Origin of the sequence: Helicobacter sp. WB40, from assembly GCF_027859275.1 — a bacterium.
Classification (GTDB): Bacteria; Campylobacterota; Campylobacteria; order Campylobacterales; family Helicobacteraceae; genus Helicobacter_D; species Helicobacter_D ibis.
Genome location: NZ_JAQHXS010000001.1, coordinates 1 through 17,672 on the forward strand (window position 1 = coordinate 1; position 17,672 = coordinate 17,672).

General features: G+C 30.7%; 21 protein-coding genes. 15 read left to right on the forward strand and 6 right to left on the reverse strand.

Annotated features, from left to right (window positions below):
• Positions 1-108: 108 nt before the first annotated feature.
• Positions 109-1,200 carry an NAD(P)-dependent alcohol dehydrogenase gene (locus tag PF022_RS00005; protein WP_271022358.1) on the forward strand — a complete coding sequence of 364 codons (1,092 nt, stop codon included), beginning with the start codon at positions 109-111 and terminating at the stop codon, positions 1,198-1,200.
• 45 nt (positions 1,201-1,245) lie between these two features.
• On the forward strand, positions 1,246-1,731 hold the full coding sequence (gene luxS / locus PF022_RS00010; RefSeq protein ID WP_271021331.1) for an S-ribosylhomocysteine lyase: 486 nt from the start codon (positions 1,246-1,248) through the stop codon (positions 1,729-1,731).
• A gap of 7 nt (positions 1,732-1,738) precedes the next feature.
• Here luxS and PF022_RS00015 read toward each other — a convergent pair whose 3' ends face one another.
• From PF022_RS00015 to PF022_RS00040, 6 genes are all read right to left on the reverse strand, one after another.
• Positions 1,739-2,221 (reverse strand): HIT family protein, encoded by a 483-nt coding sequence (locus PF022_RS00015; protein WP_271021330.1) that lies wholly within the window; start codon positions 2,219-2,221, stop codon positions 1,739-1,741.
• Positions 2,222-2,229: 8 nt separating this feature from the next.
• Positions 2,230-3,690: a Mur ligase family protein gene (locus tag PF022_RS00020; protein WP_271022361.1), complete on the reverse strand. Its 1,461-nt coding sequence runs from the start codon at positions 3,688-3,690 to the stop codon at positions 2,230-2,232.
• A gap of 61 nt (positions 3,691-3,751) precedes the next feature.
• Positions 3,752-4,474, reverse strand: coding sequence for an alpha/beta fold hydrolase (locus tag PF022_RS00025; RefSeq protein ID WP_271021328.1), 723 nt, complete (start codon positions 4,472-4,474; stop codon positions 3,752-3,754).
• Positions 4,474-5,508: a D-alanine--D-alanine ligase gene (locus tag PF022_RS00030; RefSeq protein ID WP_271022363.1), complete on the reverse strand. Its 1,035-nt coding sequence runs from the start codon at positions 5,506-5,508 to the stop codon at positions 4,474-4,476. Before PF022_RS00030 ends, PF022_RS00025 begins: the two co-directional genes overlap by 1 nt.
• Positions 5,509-5,540: 32 nt before the next feature.
• Complete coding sequence (locus PF022_RS00035; protein ID WP_271021326.1) at positions 5,541-6,584, reverse strand: alanine racemase; 1,044 nt, start codon at positions 6,582-6,584, stop codon at positions 5,541-5,543.
• A 36-nt stretch (positions 6,585-6,620) separates the two neighbouring features.
• Positions 6,621-6,929, reverse strand: a complete 309-nt coding sequence (locus PF022_RS00040) for a c-type cytochrome (RefSeq protein WP_271021324.1) — start codon at positions 6,927-6,929, stop codon at positions 6,621-6,623.
• Positions 6,930-7,065: 136 nt separating this feature from the next.
• On the opposite strand from PF022_RS00040, the gene PF022_RS00045 reads away from it, so the two are divergent.
• From PF022_RS00045 to PF022_RS00105, 13 genes are all read left to right on the forward strand, one after another.
• A complete protein-coding gene (locus PF022_RS00045) occupies positions 7,066-8,658 on the forward strand; it encodes a sensor histidine kinase (RefSeq protein WP_271021323.1) in 1,593 nt (530 codons plus the stop codon).
• Positions 8,659-8,691: 33 nt separating this feature from the next.
• Positions 8,692-9,348, forward strand: a complete 657-nt coding sequence (locus PF022_RS00050) for a response regulator (protein ID WP_442908566.1) — start codon at positions 8,692-8,694, stop codon at positions 9,346-9,348.
• 17 nt (positions 9,349-9,365) lie between these two features.
• Positions 9,366-10,937, forward strand: coding sequence for a DNA polymerase III subunit gamma/tau (locus tag PF022_RS00055; protein WP_271022366.1), 1,572 nt, complete (start codon positions 9,366-9,368; stop codon positions 10,935-10,937).
• Between the two features lies 1 nt (position 10,938).
• Complete coding sequence (tsaE, locus tag PF022_RS00060; protein WP_271022368.1) at positions 10,939-11,340, forward strand: tRNA (adenosine(37)-N6)-threonylcarbamoyltransferase complex ATPase subunit type 1 TsaE; 402 nt, start codon at positions 10,939-10,941, stop codon at positions 11,338-11,340.
• Positions 11,328-12,050 (forward strand): LPS export ABC transporter ATP-binding protein, encoded by a 723-nt coding sequence (lptB, locus tag PF022_RS00065; protein ID WP_271021319.1) that lies wholly within the window; start codon positions 11,328-11,330, stop codon positions 12,048-12,050. Before tsaE ends, lptB begins: the two co-directional genes overlap by 13 nt.
• Positions 12,047-13,318 carry an RNA polymerase factor sigma-54 gene (locus PF022_RS00070; protein ID WP_271022370.1) on the forward strand — a complete coding sequence of 424 codons (1,272 nt, stop codon included), beginning with the start codon at positions 12,047-12,049 and terminating at the stop codon, positions 13,316-13,318. Before lptB ends, PF022_RS00070 begins: the two co-directional genes overlap by 4 nt.
• Before the next feature lie 169 nt (positions 13,319-13,487).
• Complete coding sequence (locus PF022_RS00075) at positions 13,488-13,766, forward strand: DUF1104 domain-containing protein (protein WP_320415071.1); 279 nt, start codon at positions 13,488-13,490, stop codon at positions 13,764-13,766.
• Entirely contained in the window at positions 13,754-14,410 is a 657-nt protein-coding gene (locus tag PF022_RS00080; protein ID WP_271022372.1) for a response regulator transcription factor, read from the forward strand. The genes PF022_RS00075 and PF022_RS00080 overlap by 13 nt, the downstream gene beginning before the upstream one ends.
• The gene (locus PF022_RS00085) at positions 14,403-15,653 is read left to right on the forward strand and encodes a sensor histidine kinase (RefSeq protein WP_271022373.1); all 1,251 of its coding nucleotides are present in this window, start codon (positions 14,403-14,405) and stop codon (positions 15,651-15,653) included. Before PF022_RS00080 ends, PF022_RS00085 begins: the two co-directional genes overlap by 8 nt.
• Before the next feature lie 39 nt (positions 15,654-15,692).
• Positions 15,693-16,106 carry a hypothetical protein gene (locus tag PF022_RS00090; protein ID WP_271021314.1) on the forward strand — a complete coding sequence of 138 codons (414 nt, stop codon included), beginning with the start codon at positions 15,693-15,695 and terminating at the stop codon, positions 16,104-16,106.
• A gap of 12 nt (positions 16,107-16,118) precedes the next feature.
• Positions 16,119-16,478 carry a flagellar motor switch protein FliN gene (gene fliN / locus PF022_RS00095; protein ID WP_271021313.1) on the forward strand — a complete coding sequence of 120 codons (360 nt, stop codon included), beginning with the start codon at positions 16,119-16,121 and terminating at the stop codon, positions 16,476-16,478.
• Positions 16,475-16,879 carry a hypothetical protein gene (locus tag PF022_RS00100; protein WP_271022375.1) on the forward strand — a complete coding sequence of 135 codons (405 nt, stop codon included), beginning with the start codon at positions 16,475-16,477 and terminating at the stop codon, positions 16,877-16,879. The genes fliN and PF022_RS00100 overlap by 4 nt, the downstream gene beginning before the upstream one ends.
• Positions 16,869-17,672 (forward strand): energy transducer TonB, encoded by an 804-nt coding sequence (locus PF022_RS00105; protein ID WP_271021311.1) that lies wholly within the window; start codon positions 16,869-16,871, stop codon positions 17,670-17,672. Before PF022_RS00100 ends, PF022_RS00105 begins: the two co-directional genes overlap by 11 nt.

Here is a 17,672-nt window from a genome sequence, read left to right on the forward strand (position 1 = left end):
TTTCTTATAAGCTATAAATGCCTATTTAATAGAGTTTCTTTCCAAATTATTAATTATTCCTTAAAAAAGTATATAATATTTGTATATTTTATTTGTTAAGGAGTTAATATGCTTTTAGATTCTAATTTACAAGAAGCAAAAGAAGGTAAGAGAATAAGTGCTAAAGGCTATGCAGTTGCACATAAGAGTGATACTTTTAAGCCTTTTTCTTTCTCACGCCACGCAATGGGGGAGAGTGATATTTTAATTGAAATTTTATATGCTGGAATCTGCCATAGTGATATCCACTCTGCTAGAAGTGAGTGGAGAGAGGGAATCTATCCAATGGTGCCAGGGCATGAGATAGCAGGAAGAGTAGTTGCAGTGGGTAAAAAGGTAAGCAAGTTTAAAGTGGGGGATTATGCAGGAGTTGGTTGCATGGTGAATTCTTGTGGAGAATGCGAGGCATGCAAGGCTAGTAATGAGCAATTTTGCGAAAATGGCAAGGTAGTTTTTACTTATGATTGCAAAGATTGCTTCCATAATAATGAGCCTACTTTTGGAGGGTATTCTAATAATATCGTGGTGAGTGAAAAGTTTGCTATTAATGTCCCACAAGATGCACCGCTTGATAAAGTTGCACCTCTTCTTTGTGCTGGGATTACAACTTATTCTCCGCTTAAATTTAGTGGGGTCAAAAAGGGAGATAAAGTCGCAGTAGCTGGATTTGGCGGACTTGGTGTAATGGCTGTAAAATATGCTTTGCAAATGGGTGCAGAAGTTTATGTCTTTGCAAGAAATAAAAACAAAGAAGAAGAAGCAAGAGAACTTGGAGTAGCAAAGCTTTATGATTCTACACAAAATGTAAGTGAGAGATTTGATCTAATTATCTCAACTATTCCTACAAGATACGATCCTATGGAATATGTAAATTTACTAAAAAATGGCGGTGAGTTAGCAATAGTTGGGCTTCCACCTGTTGGAGAGACAATTCCAACTGATCTTACAAGACTTGTATTTGCTGCAAATAAGAAGGTATATGGCTCACTAATTGGCGGAATCAAAGAAACACAAGAGATGATGGATTTTTCTTTGAAACATAAAATATATCCAGAGACAGAAATTATAAACATTACGCAAATCAATGAAGCTTATGAAAACTTAACAAATGGCAAGGCGAAATTTCGCTATGTCATTGATATGAAGAGTTTGGAGGGCTAAAGTTTTGTTATAATCAATAAAAATAAATTTAACAAAGGAAGTATTATGCCACTATTAGATAGTTTTAAAGTTGATCATAAAAAAATGCCAGCTCCTGCAGTTAGGCTAGGGAAGGTTATGCACACTCCAAAAGGAGATGAGATTAGTGTATTTGATTTGAGATTTTGTAAGCCAAATGTTGAAATTTTAAGTCAAGAGGGGATACATACATTAGAGCATTTATTTGCAGGGTTTATGAGAGATCATTTAAATAGCGATAGTGTCGAGATTATCGATATTTCTCCTATGGGTTGTAGAACAGGATTTTATATGAGCTTAATAGGTAAGCCAACAGCAGAATCTGTAAAAAAAGCATGGGAAGATAGTATGAGAGATATTTTGAAGGTAAATGAGATTCCAGAGGCAAATGAATTACAATGTGGAACTTATAAAATGCATTCACTGCAAGCTGCAAAAGATATTGCACAAGATACGCTAAATAAAGGAATAGGGATTATGGATAATGAAGCCCTAAAATTAAACATCGCATAAGCGGTGTTTAAAAATATTTTTTAGATATATTTTTTATTTTTAAAAACACTTCTTCAAAATCTACTCCATAAGCTCTTGAATCTGCAATTGTTGTAAAAAAGTTAGTATCACTACCAAACCTTGGAACTAGATGCAAATGTATGTGTTCTGGGATTCCAGCACCGCCCTCTTTGTTTAGATTCATGCCAATATTAATTCCACTAGCACCAAATTCTTTTAATACACTAATACCTTTTTTGGCAAATAGATTCATAGCAATCCAAATATCTTCATCTATTGTTTCAGGTGAGTTTGTATGTGCATGTGGGATTATTAAAAAATGTCCTGGAGAATATGGGTATTTATTCATTACGCAAAATATTTGTTTATTTCTAAAGAAGACATGATTTTTATCATCTTGTTCAGAATCTTTGGAAATATTACAAAATACACAACTGCATTCTTTTTTGGAGAAATAATCACTTCTCCAAGGTGCATATACATATTCCATATCGCTTCCTAGATATAGCTTGGTGCATCATTTGCAAATAATATCAAATCACCAGCTTTCGTTGTTGATTTTAATATATTTTCAATATGGTTTTTATCTTTTATTATTATTTTTTGTGCTTTTGTTATGTTTTCTTTTAGTATTTGGGAGTTTAACTCCCCAGTAATAATTGCTACATCAAATACATCATTAATTGCTTGTGCTAGTTTTATATTTGATTCTTCATTGCTCTCTATCAAGCCCGGTGTTACTATTATTTTTTTGTTATCGTGTAATGAAGATAGTCTAATTGCCTCTAACATACCATCTAGATTTCCATTGTAACTATCATCTAATATTAGCTTGTCATTAACCATGATTTTGCTAAGTCTGTGGTTAATTGCTTCTAGTTTTTGCACTTTTTTGATTATTTTTTCATCGCTTAGACCAAAGTCATGTGCAATAGCAATTGCAGCACCTATATTTATTATATTAAACTCCCCAAGAATCCTGGTTTCAAAGTTTAGTTTATTGTATCCTACATCTAGGCTAAATTTTGTCCCATTTAGCGTAGCTTCTACATTTGTAGGATTGTTTGGGAAATTTATTATATTGTGTAATTCTATTTCTGGTTGTATATTGCCACTATATATGTAGGCTTTTTCTAATCTTTTGCTTGTCAATATTTCATATTTTGTTTTATAGATTGTTTCTATATTTTTAAAATACTCAATATGTGCTTCTCCAACTTTGCCAACCACTACTATTTGTGGTTCTATTAAATCTACTATTTCTTTTATATCACCAACTCCTCTAGCACCAGCTTCAACTATGTATATATCTGTTAGAGGGGATAGGTTTTGGTTTATATCAGCTATGATTCCTGTTAGAGTATTTACACTCCTTGGTGTTGCATATACTTTAAAGTCATCATGTAATAGTTGTGCTATGTAATTTTTTAGACTAGTTTTACCATAGCTACCTGTTATTGCTATTATTTTTAGATTCTGCATATTTTTTAGAGTATCTTGTGCTAATTTTTTATATCTATTAAGCAGAATCTTTTCTACTAGAGATGATAGGAATATTGATATAAAAAGCGGTAAAAGATAGACTACTTGTATTAATTTAGAGTTTTCATTAATGCTTAATAATAATAATTCATTAAACATAATAAAAGCTATGTATATCCCAAAGAATCTTAAGATTCTAGCAGTTACAATTAGCTTTTTACTTAAGTTGAAAGCCCAAATGATTAATGCTACTACATACACATAAAGTGCTACATAATAGTAAATATCATTTGGGATTAATACAAAAAATATAATTGGTATTATAAAATAAAATAAATGCCATCTTTGCTTATGGTGCTTAAATAAAACTCTAAGAATCTTGTAGTGATACCATTGTAGATTTGTTATTACATAATAACCAAGAGCAATTAGAAATACCCATCTAGTAGCCATAATGAAAAAATCAATGCTATTCAAAATATAACCTTAAAACTCAAAAATAAATAAAGATTCTATCAAAAAATAAATTACTAAGAGATTAACAATCTAGCACTTTTTGTATTTTGTTAGCTTGTTGTAAAAAGAAGAAATGATCGCCATCTAGCTCAATAAATTTAGAATCTTTTATTTTAGAATGTATTATCTTGCCTGAAGTTAGTGGTGTTATTAAGTCATCTCTGCCCCAAAAGATAAAGGTCTTATTTGTAAAATTTTCAAAAATATCGCTAAAGTCCTCATCTACTACATTTTTAAATGTTTGGTATAAATTTTCATCTGCATTATAGACATCTTTTGAGCGGAGAGAATTTTTAAAGATTTTAGCTAGATTTGGTGCAATTTTATTTAGTATTTTTGTAACTGCTATTTTACTTCTTACTTTTATGCTTTTTTGTGTCTTTATTCCTGCACTACTTAGCAATACTAGAATCTTTGGGTTTAAGAGTGTGGCTACTTTACCACCAAAGCTATGACCTATTATCATATTTGGGGTTATTTCTAGCGAGTTTAGTAGTTCTTGTATTATTGTTGCATATTGTATTGTGTGTAGCGATATTGGTAAGTTTGACTTCCCAAAGCCCGGCATATCTACATATAAATGGCAATAATCATTTAAAGTATTTTTAAAAGCTTGTTTCATTATGTCCTTATTTGAGCCCCAACCATGCAAAAATATTATAGTATTTGATTTGTTGTTTATGTTTGTAAGTTCGTATGAGATTTCAAACTCTGCTTGTAATGCTTTTATAACTTTTTGTGCCACTATTTACCTTTTGCAACTTTGATTTCATTTAAAAATTTATATGTTGCTTTTATGTTATTTGGTTTTGGTAGGCTTGTTGAGATTTTATTTAGTGTTGTAGGGAAGTCAGCAAAAAGATAGTTTGCTAGGCTTCCGGGTATTGGATTTATTTCATTTAGATAGCATGTATTGTTGTGTATAAAAAAATCACATCTAATAACAGCGCCTTCAAATAAATTAGTATATATCTTAGAGAAATTATCCTTTAGCATATTTTCTACTTCGGTAGTTATGTCGGCTTGTTGTGTATTTGTGGTTCGTGAAAAGTCTAGATATTTTTTATTGAAGTCCAAAAATTCATCTTTTTTTGGTTCTTCTACAAATGAAAAGTGTAACTCTTTATTTGCGAAAAATCCCGCTAGATTATATTCTTTAATATTTGGTATAAAAGATTCAATTATGACTTTTTTGTCATATTCAAATGCCTTATCAAGTGAGTATTCTAATTCTTCTTTATTTTTTACAATAGAGATTCCTAGAGAGCTACCAAGTCTAGCCGGTTTTATTATGACTGGGAAATTTTCTACTTCTATTTTAGAATCTTGAAATACAACTTGGTAATCAAGTACATTTACACCTCTGTGATTTGCTAACATTTTTGTTAATTCTTTATCATAGCTTAAAATACAAGCTTCTTTTCTTGGGCCTATGTATGGGATTTCATAAAAGTCTAATAATGAAGCAATTGCACCATCTTCTCCATCGCCACCGTGTATTAAGTTTATAATTGTTGGTATTTGAATTTGTTTTTCACCAAAAAGTGTTCTTGTGAAGAATCCATTTTTTTTAGGATAAATTTTTGGCTCTTTTAAGTAGCTTTTGCTACTAAAAAATACTGATTTCATATTTTCTTTTTTAATTAAATAAAATTCATGGTTATCATCTAAAAATATAAAAATATCAGTATTTGCCAATATTTTTTTTAGAGCTATTGCACTGACAATACTTATTTCGTGTTCAAACGATTTGCCACCAAATAAAATAGAAAACTTCATCTTAGATCCCTTAAGCAAAAATAAAGTCTAAATTATACGATTTTTTTTGGAATATTTGCGTGTAAGTGGGATAAAATTTCATAAGGAATTGTTGAAAATGCACTAGTCCATGTTGTTGCATCATCAAAAATACATACTTCATCTAGCGTGGATTCTATGCTTATACAATCCATTGACGCTACTTGAAATATAGAAAATCCTTCTTTTGTTGTTAGATTGATGTCTTTTTTTATCCTAAATAGCCCATCTCCATAGCCTATATCATAGGTGCTAATTGTTAAATCTCTATCTAGCTTTGATACACCGCCATAGCCTATGGTAGAACCTTTTTTTAATGTTTTGCTTGATATTTTCTTAGCCCAAAGAGATGCGACTGGTTTTAATTTTATATTGTAGATTTCACTTGTGCAGTAGCCATAAAGTGCAATACCGATTCTAAAGATTGAATCTTGTAGTTCTTGTGGCAGGGAGCTATTTAGACTAGCACCTCTAAAAGCACCAGATGAGGCTAGTGAGTGGAATCTTGGAATTTGTATTTGATTGTCTTTGCATAGTTTTATAATTTCTTTTTTGATTTCTGTAAAATAATGGAATTGTCCATAAAATTCACTTCCAATTTCATCGGCAAATCCATTATGTGTAAATACGCCAAATAAACGCAGATTTTTGGATTTTATTATTTTTATTGCTTCTTTTATCTCATCTTTTGATATTCCATTTCTATGCATACCACTATCTATTTTTAATTCTATTGTCTTGTTATTTTGCGTTTTTTTTAATGTCTCTAAACTTGTAATTGAAATATACATATTATCTTCTGTTGCATTATCAAAATTTGGGTATAAGATTGTTATATGCTTAAATAGATGTTTTATTGAGTGTGCTTCTACTTCACTCTTTACAAAACAAGAAGTAATCCCATATTTATTTGCTAGTGTAGCCATTTCTATTAATCCATGACCATAAGCATTGTCTTTTAGGACTATGGCTATATTGTTTATTGTAGAATTAGTTTGACTAACTATTGTGTGTAAATTATGAGAAAAACTTTTTGAATCTAATTTTATATAAGGCATTGTGGTAACCCCCAAAGAGTGTTTAGGGGGTAGAAATTATTTTTTAGGTAATTTTGAAATATAATCTGCTACTGCCTCGATGTCCGCTTCAGTAAAACCTTTCACTTGAGCATACATAATAGCTTTAGCTCCGCCGTTATCAGCAGTTCCAGCTACATACCCTTTTAGTTGTGTTACTAATTCAGCTTTATCCATACCACCAATAGTAACATTGCCTTTTGAGCCCGGAGCTACTTTTTCACCATTTACACCATGACAAGCGATACATTTTTTATAAATTGCAGCACCATCAGCAGCCATCATACAGCCAGTTGCTAAAACGAAACCTAACAAAATCTTTTTCATATTCAAACTCCTTGATTAGAATTTAGTGTCTTAAGTTTAAAAACTCGAATATAATACACTTTGTATTATAAAACAACAATTAATTTTATGATTGTTAGAATGCTAGTTTTTAAAATTATTTTTTATGGTTAGATAAATGGAAAAAACGAGAATATTTAGCACACTTGGAGCAAAGACAAGAATCTTAGTTTTTAATATCGCTTCTGGTTTATTGTCTTTAGCCGGGATTTCTTATATATTTTATTCAAGCTTGACATATGATTATAATGCTTTTTTTACTCAATATAATCAGTCTATTTTGTATTTAGAAAAAATAAGAAGAATAACAAAAACGCAACAATATTATTTTCATCAAAAAACAGAAGAAGAGTTATCAGCAGTATATGATGAGGTACACAATTTGTGGAATAAGTATGCAAATTTACAAAGTGATTTAATGGATCAAAATAAAATTGCAAAACTAACTTTGGGGATTTATGAGCATTTAGTTGGTATTGATAGGAATTTAGAGAATTTAGAGATATTGGAAAATAGCCAACATAATTTTTATGCCATAGAATCCAAAGTTAATGAATTTTTAATTGAACTAGATAGAATCGCAAATGGTGGGTTTAATCATGATAGGCTAAATGACATTATTGATTTGCTTGATGAACAAATATATTTATCAATAGATAGCACATTGCAACTTATAGAAATAAGGCATGATAGAAGCAGTTATGTATATGATGCATTGCATAAAATAGTGATTGTTATTATGTGCTTAATTATGATTCTTACCTTAATGCTTAGTTTTTTGATATTACGAAACATAAAATCATTACATAATGCCTTAGAATTAAAAGTAGCAGAAAAGACACAAGAACTTCAAAGATTAAACGAATCTCTAAAAGAAATGGTAGAAAAAGAGGTGCTAGATAGCAGAAAAAAAGATCAAATCATGTATCAGCAATCAAGACTTGCAAGCATGGGTGAAATGATAGGAAATATAGCACATCAATGGAGGCAACCACTAAATGCACTAACATTACTGATACAGACATTTAAAGTTAAAGTAAATAATGGAAAGCTAACAAAAGAATTTGTTGAATCTCAAGTAGAAGAGGGCTTAAAAATTGCTAAAAGCATGTCTAGGACGATAGATGATTTTAGAGGATTCTTTTATGCATCATATCAAAAGGAAAGATTTAATTTAAAATCATCTATTAATGAATCTGTATCGCTGATTTCTACATTTTTAAAGCAAAAAGAAATAGATTTGCAAGTTATTTGTGATGATAGTATAGAAATTTATGGTTATAAAAGTGCTTTTTCACAAGTTGTGCTAAATTTTATAAAAAACTCTGAAGATGTATTTAGCGAGAGAGATATAAAAAACTCACATATAAGAATAATGGCTAAACTTGATAAAAGTGATGTTTTTGTGGGTGAAGATGTAGAATGTGTTAAAATATCGTTTGTAGATAATGGTGGTGGAATTAGGCTAGATGATATAAATAAAGTGTTTGAGCCTTATTTTACAACCAAGCATAAATCTGTTGGGACTGGGATTGGACTTTATATGTCAAAGCAAATAATAGAAAAGCAAATGCATGGGATAATTGAAGTTAGAAATGTAAATTGGGTTGACGATTTTGATTTTGAAAGTATTGCATGTGGCATTTCTATACCGCTAGATTTCGTAAATGGTGCGGAATTTATAGTCACAATCCCATTAAAAAGCGAATAGGAGAGGTTAGTGATTCCAAAAAGTAGTGAAAAAATGCTAAAAAAATTAAGAGTGTTATATGTCGAGGATGAGGAAGATATACTAAAGTTTGCTTCCATGGTTTTGGAAGATTATGTGGAGCATTTATATGTAGCACGAAATGGTAGAGAAGCATTAGAGATTCTAGGAAAAGTACCTATAGACTTGGTGGTGACAGATATTTTGATGCCAAAAATGAATGGAATAGAGCTAATTAGGGAGATTAAGAAAAACAGCAATTGGGACATTTCAGTAATAGTGGCTACGGCACATACAGAAACTAACTATCTGCTAGAGTGTATAGAGCTTAGAGTTGATGGATATATACTAAAACCAATTGATGTTGAAGAGTTATTAAAATGTATTTTAAGATCTGTTTTGGTGAAGATTCAAGCAAGCGAAATTGAATCTAAAAATATTTTATTTAATGCTATTTCTGTGTTTGTCGGTGGCAAAAAGATAGAAATAATAAAATATCTAATGGAAAATAGCAATGAAGATAATATTTTTTATGGCTCATATGAAGATATAGTACAAGATGTTGGGGTGAGCAAGCCAACCGTTGTTAAAACATTTAAGCAGTTAATTGATACTGGATTGTTAGTTAGATTGAAAAACAAGGTTTATAAGTTTCAGCCAAATATCTCAAAGTATAAAGACAATCAGAAGTAAAATCTTTAGGGTTTCATATGGAAGATACACAAACACAAGCTTTAGCACTGCGATATAGACCTATTAACTTTGATGAGTTAGTAGGGCAAGAATCTGTTAGCAGAACTCTATCTTTAGCTTTAGGGGGAAAGAGGCTTTCTCATGCTTATTTATTTTCTGGATTAAGAGGTAGTGGTAAGACTTCTAGTGCAAGAATCTTTGCTAGATGTTTGGAATGCGATAATGGTCCTACCTCAAAACCATGTGGAGTGTGTAAAAATTGTGAAGCAGCAAATCCTCATAAAATGCGACATATAGATATAATAGAACTAGATGGTGCTTCAAATAGAAAAATAGATGACATTAGAGATCTAATAGAACAGACAAAATACCATCCAGCAATGGGGAGATTTAAAATATTTATCATAGATGAAGTGCATATGCTAACTAAAGAGGCATTTAATGCACTATTGAAAACCCTAGAAGAGCCACCACCTTATGTGAAATTTATACTTGCTACAACTGATCCATTAAAGTTACCAGCCACTATTTTAAGCAGGACACAACACTTTAGATTCAAAAGAATCTCTGATAGAAGCATTTTGGAGCATTTAAGATTCATATTACACAAAGAAAATATAGAATATGAAGAAGAAGCACTCTTAATGTTAATAAGAAGTGGTGCAGGATCACTTAGAGATACTCTAACACTACTAGATCAAGTAATAATATATTCAAACTATAACATAACAATAAATGCCTGTGCTAGTATGCTAGGACTTATTAATCCGCAAAGCTTAAGCGAATTATTTGATTTGATTTTTCAAGCAAATAAAGAAGAGGTATTACAAAGACTAAGTGGATTTTTTGATTATGAAACTGAAATGTTGCTTGATGAGATGAGTGTGTTCATAAAAGATAAGTTGATAAAAGGTGATGATAGTAGGTATAGTGTAATTATTGTTGATAGATTCTTTAGAATCATTTCTCAAGCTAAGCAATTATTGTTTTTAGGCAGTGATGATAGTTTTGTTCTAACTTTGGTTGTTTTTAAAATGATTGAATCTCTAAAGATTCAAGAAATAGATAAGGCAATAGAAAGTCTAGAAAATAGTGTGTTGTTAAAACAAGAAACAAAAGTGTCATCAAAACAAGAATCTAACCATGAGCTACAAGATACTACACATATGCAACATATGCAAATAACCTCTAATGATTTGTTTGTGCTTTTAGTTGAGAAAATTTATGAAAGAAATTATGACTTAGGTGAGATCTTTGAAAAAAATATTAAGTTTGTTAGTTTTGAAAATGGAATCTTAGAGTGGGCAAGTAGTGCAATAGATGATGATAAAGATAGACTATCTAAGAGTTATGGAGCTGTAATTAAGCCGCTTATCTTGGAAATCTTTGGAGAAAATACAACTTTAAAAGTTGCCAAAGAAGAAATAAAACAAGAAGAAAATAAGGTGGTGCAAGATACAAAAACAACAATAAAAGAAGAAATAGAAAAAGAGGTTAAAGATATTTTAAATACGCCACTTCTTAAGGATATGCAAGACATCTTTGGCGTAACTACAATCAATGTAAATCCTCTTCCAAATAAGGAATGAAATGATTCTTAATGAAAATGAGTTAAGTATTTTGTGTGATGAGCTTAGGCTAAAAGATAGCAGAGGGATTTACTTGCTTAGTGGTGATTTGGCAAGTGGAAAGACGACTTTGGTTAAAGAAATGGTGAAATATCTTGGAAGTTCAAATTTAGTTACTTCTCCGACATATCTCCTATCTCATGTTTATGGAGATTGTATTTTTCACTATGATATTTATATGCGAGATGTTTTAGAGCTTTTGGAGCTTGGATTTTTAGAAGAGCTAGAAAAAGATGGTTGGCACTTTGTAGAGTGGGGAGATAAAAAATTAGCTACAATACTAACTAAAGTTGGGATTAAATACATAAGCATAGAAATAAAACCAAAAGAATGTGGTAGGGAATATATAGTATGCACAAATTAGAAGCAAAGAAACTAACAAAAATAATCAAAAAGACAAATATCATACAAAATATATCTTTAGAGGTAAAAAGTGGTGAAGTTGTAGGGTTACTTGGACCAAATGGTGCCGGGAAGACAACCAGTTTTTATATTATTTGTGGTCTTTTGTTTCCTACAAAAGGGAAAGTTTGTTTTGATAATAAGGATATAACAAAGCTTAGTTTGCATAAAAGAGCAAGACTTGGAATAGGATATTTGCCACAGGAATCTAGTGTATTTAAGGATTTGAGTGTTGAGGATAATTTACTTCTTGCTGCTGAAGTGTGTATAGAAAAAGAAAAAGATAGAATAAAAGTTGTAGATGATTTATTAGAAGAATTTAATATAAATCCTATACGTCATAGAAAGGGAGTTAGTCTAAGTGGTGGGGAGCGAAGAAGGGTTGAGATAGCAAGAGTGCTAGTTAAAAAGCCAAAGTTTATATTGCTTGATGAGCCTTTTGCTGGGGTTGATCCTATCGCTGTTATAGATATTCAAAATATTATTAAAAAGCTACTAAGCTTTAATATTGGAGTGCTAATTACAGACCATAATGTAAGAGAGACATTGAGTGTATGTGATAGAGCATATGTTATAAATAAAGGTGAGCTTCTAGCGAGTGGATATTCGCAAGAAATATACAATAATGATCTAGTTAGGAAGCATTATTTGGGAGAGAATTTTAAAGTATGAAGCTAAAAACTCAAAATACCACTTCATTAAAAACAAAGTTATCATCAACGCTAAAGAGTTGGTTACCTTTGTTACAAAGTGGTATTAATGAGCTAGAAGAAACACTGGATTCTATTTCAAAAGATAATCCATATTTTGATGTGAGATCAAATATAGCTACAAACTTCTCGTCTCATAAAAGAAAAAGAGAGGTAGCTAGGGGTAATAGAGGGTTTGATGGTGATGTTTTAGAGAATTTTTGTATCGCAGAATGTGGGCTAGAGGAGGTGTTATTAGAACAAATTGTGCCACCATTATTCCCAACACAAAAATCACAAGAAATAGCAAAAGCAATAATAGAAAATTTAGATGAATATGGATATTTTGAAGGTGATTGTGAGAGTTTGGCAAAGTCTTTAGAATGCAGTATTAGTGAAGTAGAAAAAATACGAAAGCGATTTGCATATTTAGAGCCAGCAGGTATTGGAGCTAGAGATTTGCTTGAATCATTTTACTTTCAGCTTGATAATTTAGATGTAGATGATGGTGTATATGACTTGTGTTGTGAGATTTTAGATGATTTAGAAAAGCATGGCAAATATAAAAATGAGCCACTATATAAAGATGCAATGAGAGTTATATCAAGCTTTAAAAATCCACCTGCTATTGATTATTTAGAAGAAGAAAATGTAATAATACCTGATATTTTAGTCTTACAAGATTCTAGTAGTATTCAAGTGCAAATTAATGATAAATATTATCCAAGCATAGAAATAAACACTGATAAAAAATCCACTAAAGATGAATTTATAAAAACAAAAATCAAAGAAGCTAGGGATTTAGTTGATGCATTAGAGATGAGGAAGGCTACATTATATAAAATAGGGCTTATGCTTGTTGAGTATCAATATGAATTCTTTCAAGGTGGAGAGATAAAGCCTATGAAATTAAGAGATTTAGCTGAAGAATTTGGGCATGCACAAAGCACAATTTCTAGAGCTATACAAAACAAATATCTAGAGTGTAATAGAGGAATCTTTCCTTTAAAAAATTTCTTTGCTACTGCTATTGATGAGGATACTTCAAATGCAGCAATAAAAGAATTTGTAGCTGATTTAGTAAAGAATGAAAATAAGCAAAAACCACTAAGTGATAATAAAATTTTGGAGTTAATAGAAGAAAAATTTAATATAAAAATAGTTCGACGAACAATTACAAAATATCGCACACAGCTAAATATAGCTAGTTCAAGTGAGAGAAAGAAGTTGTATAAAATTTCTATAAATTAACATTTAATTCACATTTAATTTATAATATTTTTATCACATTTAGAATAAGGAGCAAGTTGTGAATAGGCTATTTAATATTCTGCTTATAAGTGGAGTTATGGTTTCAGTGGTATTGGCTAATGATTTTTCTAAAATTAGTGATAGAGAGTTAATCAATATAGCATGAAAAATTAAAGCAAGTGAAGTGCAAGGTTATAGAATTACAGTTCATAGTAAAATGAATAATATGAAAATGAAAGATGCTAGAGAGTTTAGAGAAAAAATATGCAAAAATAAAAGATTAGCTATGGATAATATGACTATGAAAGAATATAGAGCATATAGGCTTCAAGCAAGAGAGGCTGGATCGTTTGGCTATGGTGGTTACAAGCATGCTAGTGCTTTAGACATTAATTGTAATTCTAATTATAGACAAAGATTGATAAGTAGTGTGTTATGGCTAAAATAATGCTTTTAGAAGATGATATTACACTACAAGAGATAATATCAGAATCTCTAGTTGAAGAAGGCTATGAAGTTACGTGTTGTAGCGATGGCTTGGAGGCTACTAGCATGATTTATGAAAATCATTTTGATGTTTTGCTGCTTGATGTTATGGTGCCAAATATGAGTGGTTTTGAGGCTTTAAAATATATAAGAGATTCTGGTGATATGACGCCAGCAATTTTTATTACTTCATTGCAAAGTATTGAAGATTTGGAAGTTGGCTTTAATAGCGGTTGTGATGATTATATAAAAAAACCATTTGAGATTAAGGAATTGTTGCTTAGGATTCAATGTATTTTGAAGCGAACAAATAGTTCTTGTGTTGTTGATTTCCATAATGGATATAGCTTTGATATGTCAGATGGAATCTTGTATCTAAATGGAAATGCACAAAAAATGCCTCTAAAAGAGAGAGAGCTTTTAAAGTTACTTTTGCAACATAAGCAACATTTTGTATCACTAAATGATATCTATGAGACGCTTTGGGGAGATGATGAGCCAAGTGAGCTTAGCTTAAGGGTTTATATTAAGAATCTAAGACAAATAGTTGGCAAAGAAAGAATAGTTACATATAGAGGCGAAGGGTATTGTTATAGCAATGAATGAGGTAAAGAAAGTCGCTTTAAATATTAGTCTTTTATATGCTTTGACAAGTTTTGTTTTTTTGCTGTTAGTGTTTTATATATTTTATGAACAACAAGAAAGGGATTTACTTGAGCGTAGGACACTAGAAGTGAGAGATGTATTGCGTGAGCTTGAGGGTTCTTTACATGATAATTATGAAAACTTTACAGAGATTATTGATTTGTTTTCAAAAGAAAATAATATAAAAGTTGCAATCACTAGAGAAGACGGCAAGATTGTTTATAATAATACATTTTTAGCTAGAGAAAAGATTCAAGACTTTATTTATAAAGATACTGGAAATTTAGTGCTATACAAAGGTAGAAGTAAGCTGGTTATAAGTGGTGATAATGCACTTTTGATAACTCATAGATTCGAAAAAGGGTTTAATGAATATTTAAAGATGCACTATGGTATAAATAAAAATGGCAACTTTTTTATAGTTGTTGTAAGTGGTGGAATAAAAAGTGAGTTTATACAATTATTTAGTGTGCTTTTAGTTTCTTTTCTTATATCTCTTGTGATGATAGGATTCGTGGCGTATTTGTTGGTTAAATTTAGCTTAAAACCACTTGGAGATAAAATAGAGACATTAAATAAGTTCATAAGAGACTCAACGCATGAACTAAATACGCCTCTTAGTGCTATATTAATGAGTGTAGAAAGGATTAAAGTAGATAAGCTAGATAAGCAAGATTTAATAAAGCTAGAGAGAATAAAGACGGCTGCTAAGAGCCTTGAGAATATGTATCAAGATTTGATTTTTTATAGTTTTCCGCATTTGCAAGATAAGAATCTTGAAGACATAAACATGGAGATTCTAATAAAAGAGAGAGTGGAGTATTTTAGGGTATTTTTTGAAAAGAAAAATATAAACCTTTCTTTAGAGGCTTCACAAAGTTTTCTAAAGGCACATAAAAGTGGCATAGTAAGAGTGATTGATAATTTGCTTGATAATGCTTTAAAATATACCTCAAGTGGTGGGAATGTTAGTGTAAAACTAGCAAATAATACTTTAGAAATTAGTGATAATGGTTGTGGGATTGATGAAGAGTTGATACCTAGAATCTTTGAGAGATATTATAGGGCAAATGGTCATCAAGGTGGATTTGGAATTGGACTATCTTTGGTTATGGATATTTGCAACAAATATAATATAAAAATAATCTGTAATAGCATTAAGGGAAATGGCACTACTTTTAAGCTAAATTGGAACGCTTTTTAGATATAATTTAGGGCTTTTTATTAATTTTGTGGGGAAATTATGATTCAGGTTATTAAAGACGCGTTTATACAGACTTTTGAGGATACTCTAGGAAAGACACCGAAGTTTGTTTCGGGCAAGATGCTAGAGGGGTATCTCTCAAGTATAGATATAGTTTTAGAAGATGGTAGCACAAATACTATTACATTTGTGAGTTCAAAGGGATTTTTAGAGACTTTTGGAGAGGGTATGTTGGGAGAAGATTCTTTTGATGATTTAGCGTTAATTGATCTCTCGCAAGAGTTAGCAAATCTAACAATTGGTCTAGCAAAAGTGCAAGCAATACATAGAGGGCTAAACTTTAAAATAAAAACACCAAATACCTATGGTTTTGGTGATTTTAAAGATGATGGATATGTTGCGTTGCAGTTTGATTTAGAAGGGAATTTGTGTTCGCTATTTATACATAACTAAATAAGGATAAAAATGCCAGCAGATGAATTTACATTAGCTAGAATTCAAGCACCAAGACAAGAGGATTTAGCAAGATACCTTGAAGGTATTATGAATAATTATAGTGGTCTTTTGGATATGGAGGTTGTGTTTAAGTCAGAATTAGGTGCAGCCAAGATTCCATTAAATGAGATTTTGAAATTTGAAAAAGGCTCTATTATTGATTTACAAAAGCCTGCTGGTGAGAGTGTAGAGATTTTTATTAATGGCAGAATCATAGGTAAAGGTGAGGTTATGGTATATGAGAAGAATCTCGCAATTCGTGTTAATGAAATATTAGATTCAAATGCTATTATTTATTATCTAACTAGAGAAAGTATTAGCGTTGTATGAAGCTTGTTGTTTTATTTTGTCTATTTTGTAGCTTATTGTTTGGAGAGAGTAATAGCACAAAAGAATTTCCATTTGAAATGGCAAAATCACCATTAGAATCCATAAATTTATTTCAGTATTTTGGCGTTATTTTAGTTTTAGTTGGATTGTTGGTATTTTTGGTATATATTAAACGCAGGATAAATAATGAGAATTCTTTTAGATTCTTTAAGCCACAGGATAAAGAAGAAGTAAAGGTAATATCTACAACGCAACTTTGCATAGGTAGCAAGTTGGTTATTTTTGAGAGTAACAATACTAGATATTTGGTTGTATTTTCTCAAAATGGTGCATTGCTTGTAGATAAGTATGATGTGAGTCATTTTGGAGATATGTTGCAACAACAACAAAATGAAAAATAATTTAATATCGCTTTTTCTATCTCTCTTATTACACATTATTATATTTCTGCTTATTTTTGTTCAGTTTAGAGATACTTTGTATATACCGCCTAAGGCAGGAAGTAAAGATGGCACAACTAGAATCTCAATTAAGGATTTTAAATTCATTCCAAGTGAAGTTAAGCAAACTAAAAACCAGCTTGTAGAAAATAATATAAATACTCCAAAACCACAAAAACTAGCAAAGCAAGATAGCAAACAAGAAGTAGAAAAAAAGGAGATAAAACAAGAAAAAAAGGCTATAAAAGATTCTAAAATAAAAAAACAATCAGAGCCACAAAAAGAGCAAGAAAGACAAATCAAACAAGCACAAAAACAACCAGCAAATAATGAGCTATCTAAAAGTCTAGCACAAGTGCAAAAACCAACACAACATAGAGAATCCCCATCTATTTATAGCTTTGGAACTAATACTAAAAAAGAGGTTTTAGAATTATATGGAGATGAAATATATTCTCTAAACCTTGATGAGCGAAAGTTTATAGAGGATAATTTAAGTAGTATAGGCAGGATTACACAGAGGTATTTACGATATCCTCAAGTAGCGGGTAGAATGGGGCAGAGTGGATATAATGTAGTTGAGTTTTATTTATACCCAAATGGTGATATTAGTGATTTAAAGATACTAAAAGATAGTGGATATACTATGCTTGATGAAAATAGTATCCACACAATTCAGATTGCTTATAAAGACTACCCATATCCAAAGGTCAAAACAAAAATAAGAATAAGGGTTATGTATAGATTGTATTAG

Excerpts from the sequence above, each read along its gene's own strand:
- luxS (WP_271021331.1), top strand. The coding sequence starts at position 1,246 with ATGCCACTATTAGATAGTTTTAAAGTTGATCATAAAAAAATGCCAGCT.
- PF022_RS00040 (WP_271021324.1), bottom strand. The coding sequence starts at position 6,929 with ATGAAAAAGATTTTGTTAGGTTTCGTTTTAGCAACTGGCTGTATGATG.
- PF022_RS00035 (WP_271021326.1), bottom strand. The coding sequence starts at position 6,584 with ATGCCTTATATAAAATTAGATTCAAAAAGTTTTTCTCATAATTTACAC.
- PF022_RS00105 (WP_271021311.1), top strand. The coding sequence starts at position 16,869 with ATGAAAAATAATTTAATATCGCTTTTTCTATCTCTCTTATTACACATT.
- fliN (WP_271021313.1), top strand. The coding sequence starts at position 16,119 with ATGCCAGCAGATGAATTTACATTAGCTAGAATTCAAGCACCAAGACAA.
- PF022_RS00045 (WP_271021323.1), top strand. The coding sequence starts at position 7,066 with ATGGAAAAAACGAGAATATTTAGCACACTTGGAGCAAAGACAAGAATC.
- PF022_RS00090 (WP_271021314.1), top strand. The coding sequence starts at position 15,693 with ATGATTCAGGTTATTAAAGACGCGTTTATACAGACTTTTGAGGATACT.
- PF022_RS00100 (WP_271022375.1), top strand. The coding sequence starts at position 16,475 with ATGAAGCTTGTTGTTTTATTTTGTCTATTTTGTAGCTTATTGTTTGGA.
- PF022_RS00050 (WP_442908566.1), top strand. The coding sequence starts at position 8,692 with ATGCTAAAAAAATTAAGAGTGTTATATGTCGAGGATGAGGAAGATATA.
- tsaE (WP_271022368.1), top strand. The coding sequence starts at position 10,939 with ATGATTCTTAATGAAAATGAGTTAAGTATTTTGTGTGATGAGCTTAGG.
- PF022_RS00085 (WP_271022373.1), top strand. The coding sequence starts at position 14,403 with ATGAATGAGGTAAAGAAAGTCGCTTTAAATATTAGTCTTTTATATGCT.
- PF022_RS00030 (WP_271022363.1), bottom strand. The coding sequence starts at position 5,508 with ATGAAGTTTTCTATTTTATTTGGTGGCAAATCGTTTGAACACGAAATA.
- lptB (WP_271021319.1), top strand. The coding sequence starts at position 11,328 with ATGCACAAATTAGAAGCAAAGAAACTAACAAAAATAATCAAAAAGACA.
- PF022_RS00070 (WP_271022370.1), top strand. The coding sequence starts at position 12,047 with ATGAAGCTAAAAACTCAAAATACCACTTCATTAAAAACAAAGTTATCA.
- PF022_RS00080 (WP_271022372.1), top strand. The coding sequence starts at position 13,754 with ATGGCTAAAATAATGCTTTTAGAAGATGATATTACACTACAAGAGATA.
- PF022_RS00015 (WP_271021330.1), bottom strand. The coding sequence starts at position 2,221 with ATGGAATATGTATATGCACCTTGGAGAAGTGATTATTTCTCCAAAAAA.
- PF022_RS00055 (WP_271022366.1), top strand. The coding sequence starts at position 9,366 with ATGGAAGATACACAAACACAAGCTTTAGCACTGCGATATAGACCTATT.
- PF022_RS00005 (WP_271022358.1), top strand. The coding sequence starts at position 109 with ATGCTTTTAGATTCTAATTTACAAGAAGCAAAAGAAGGTAAGAGAATA.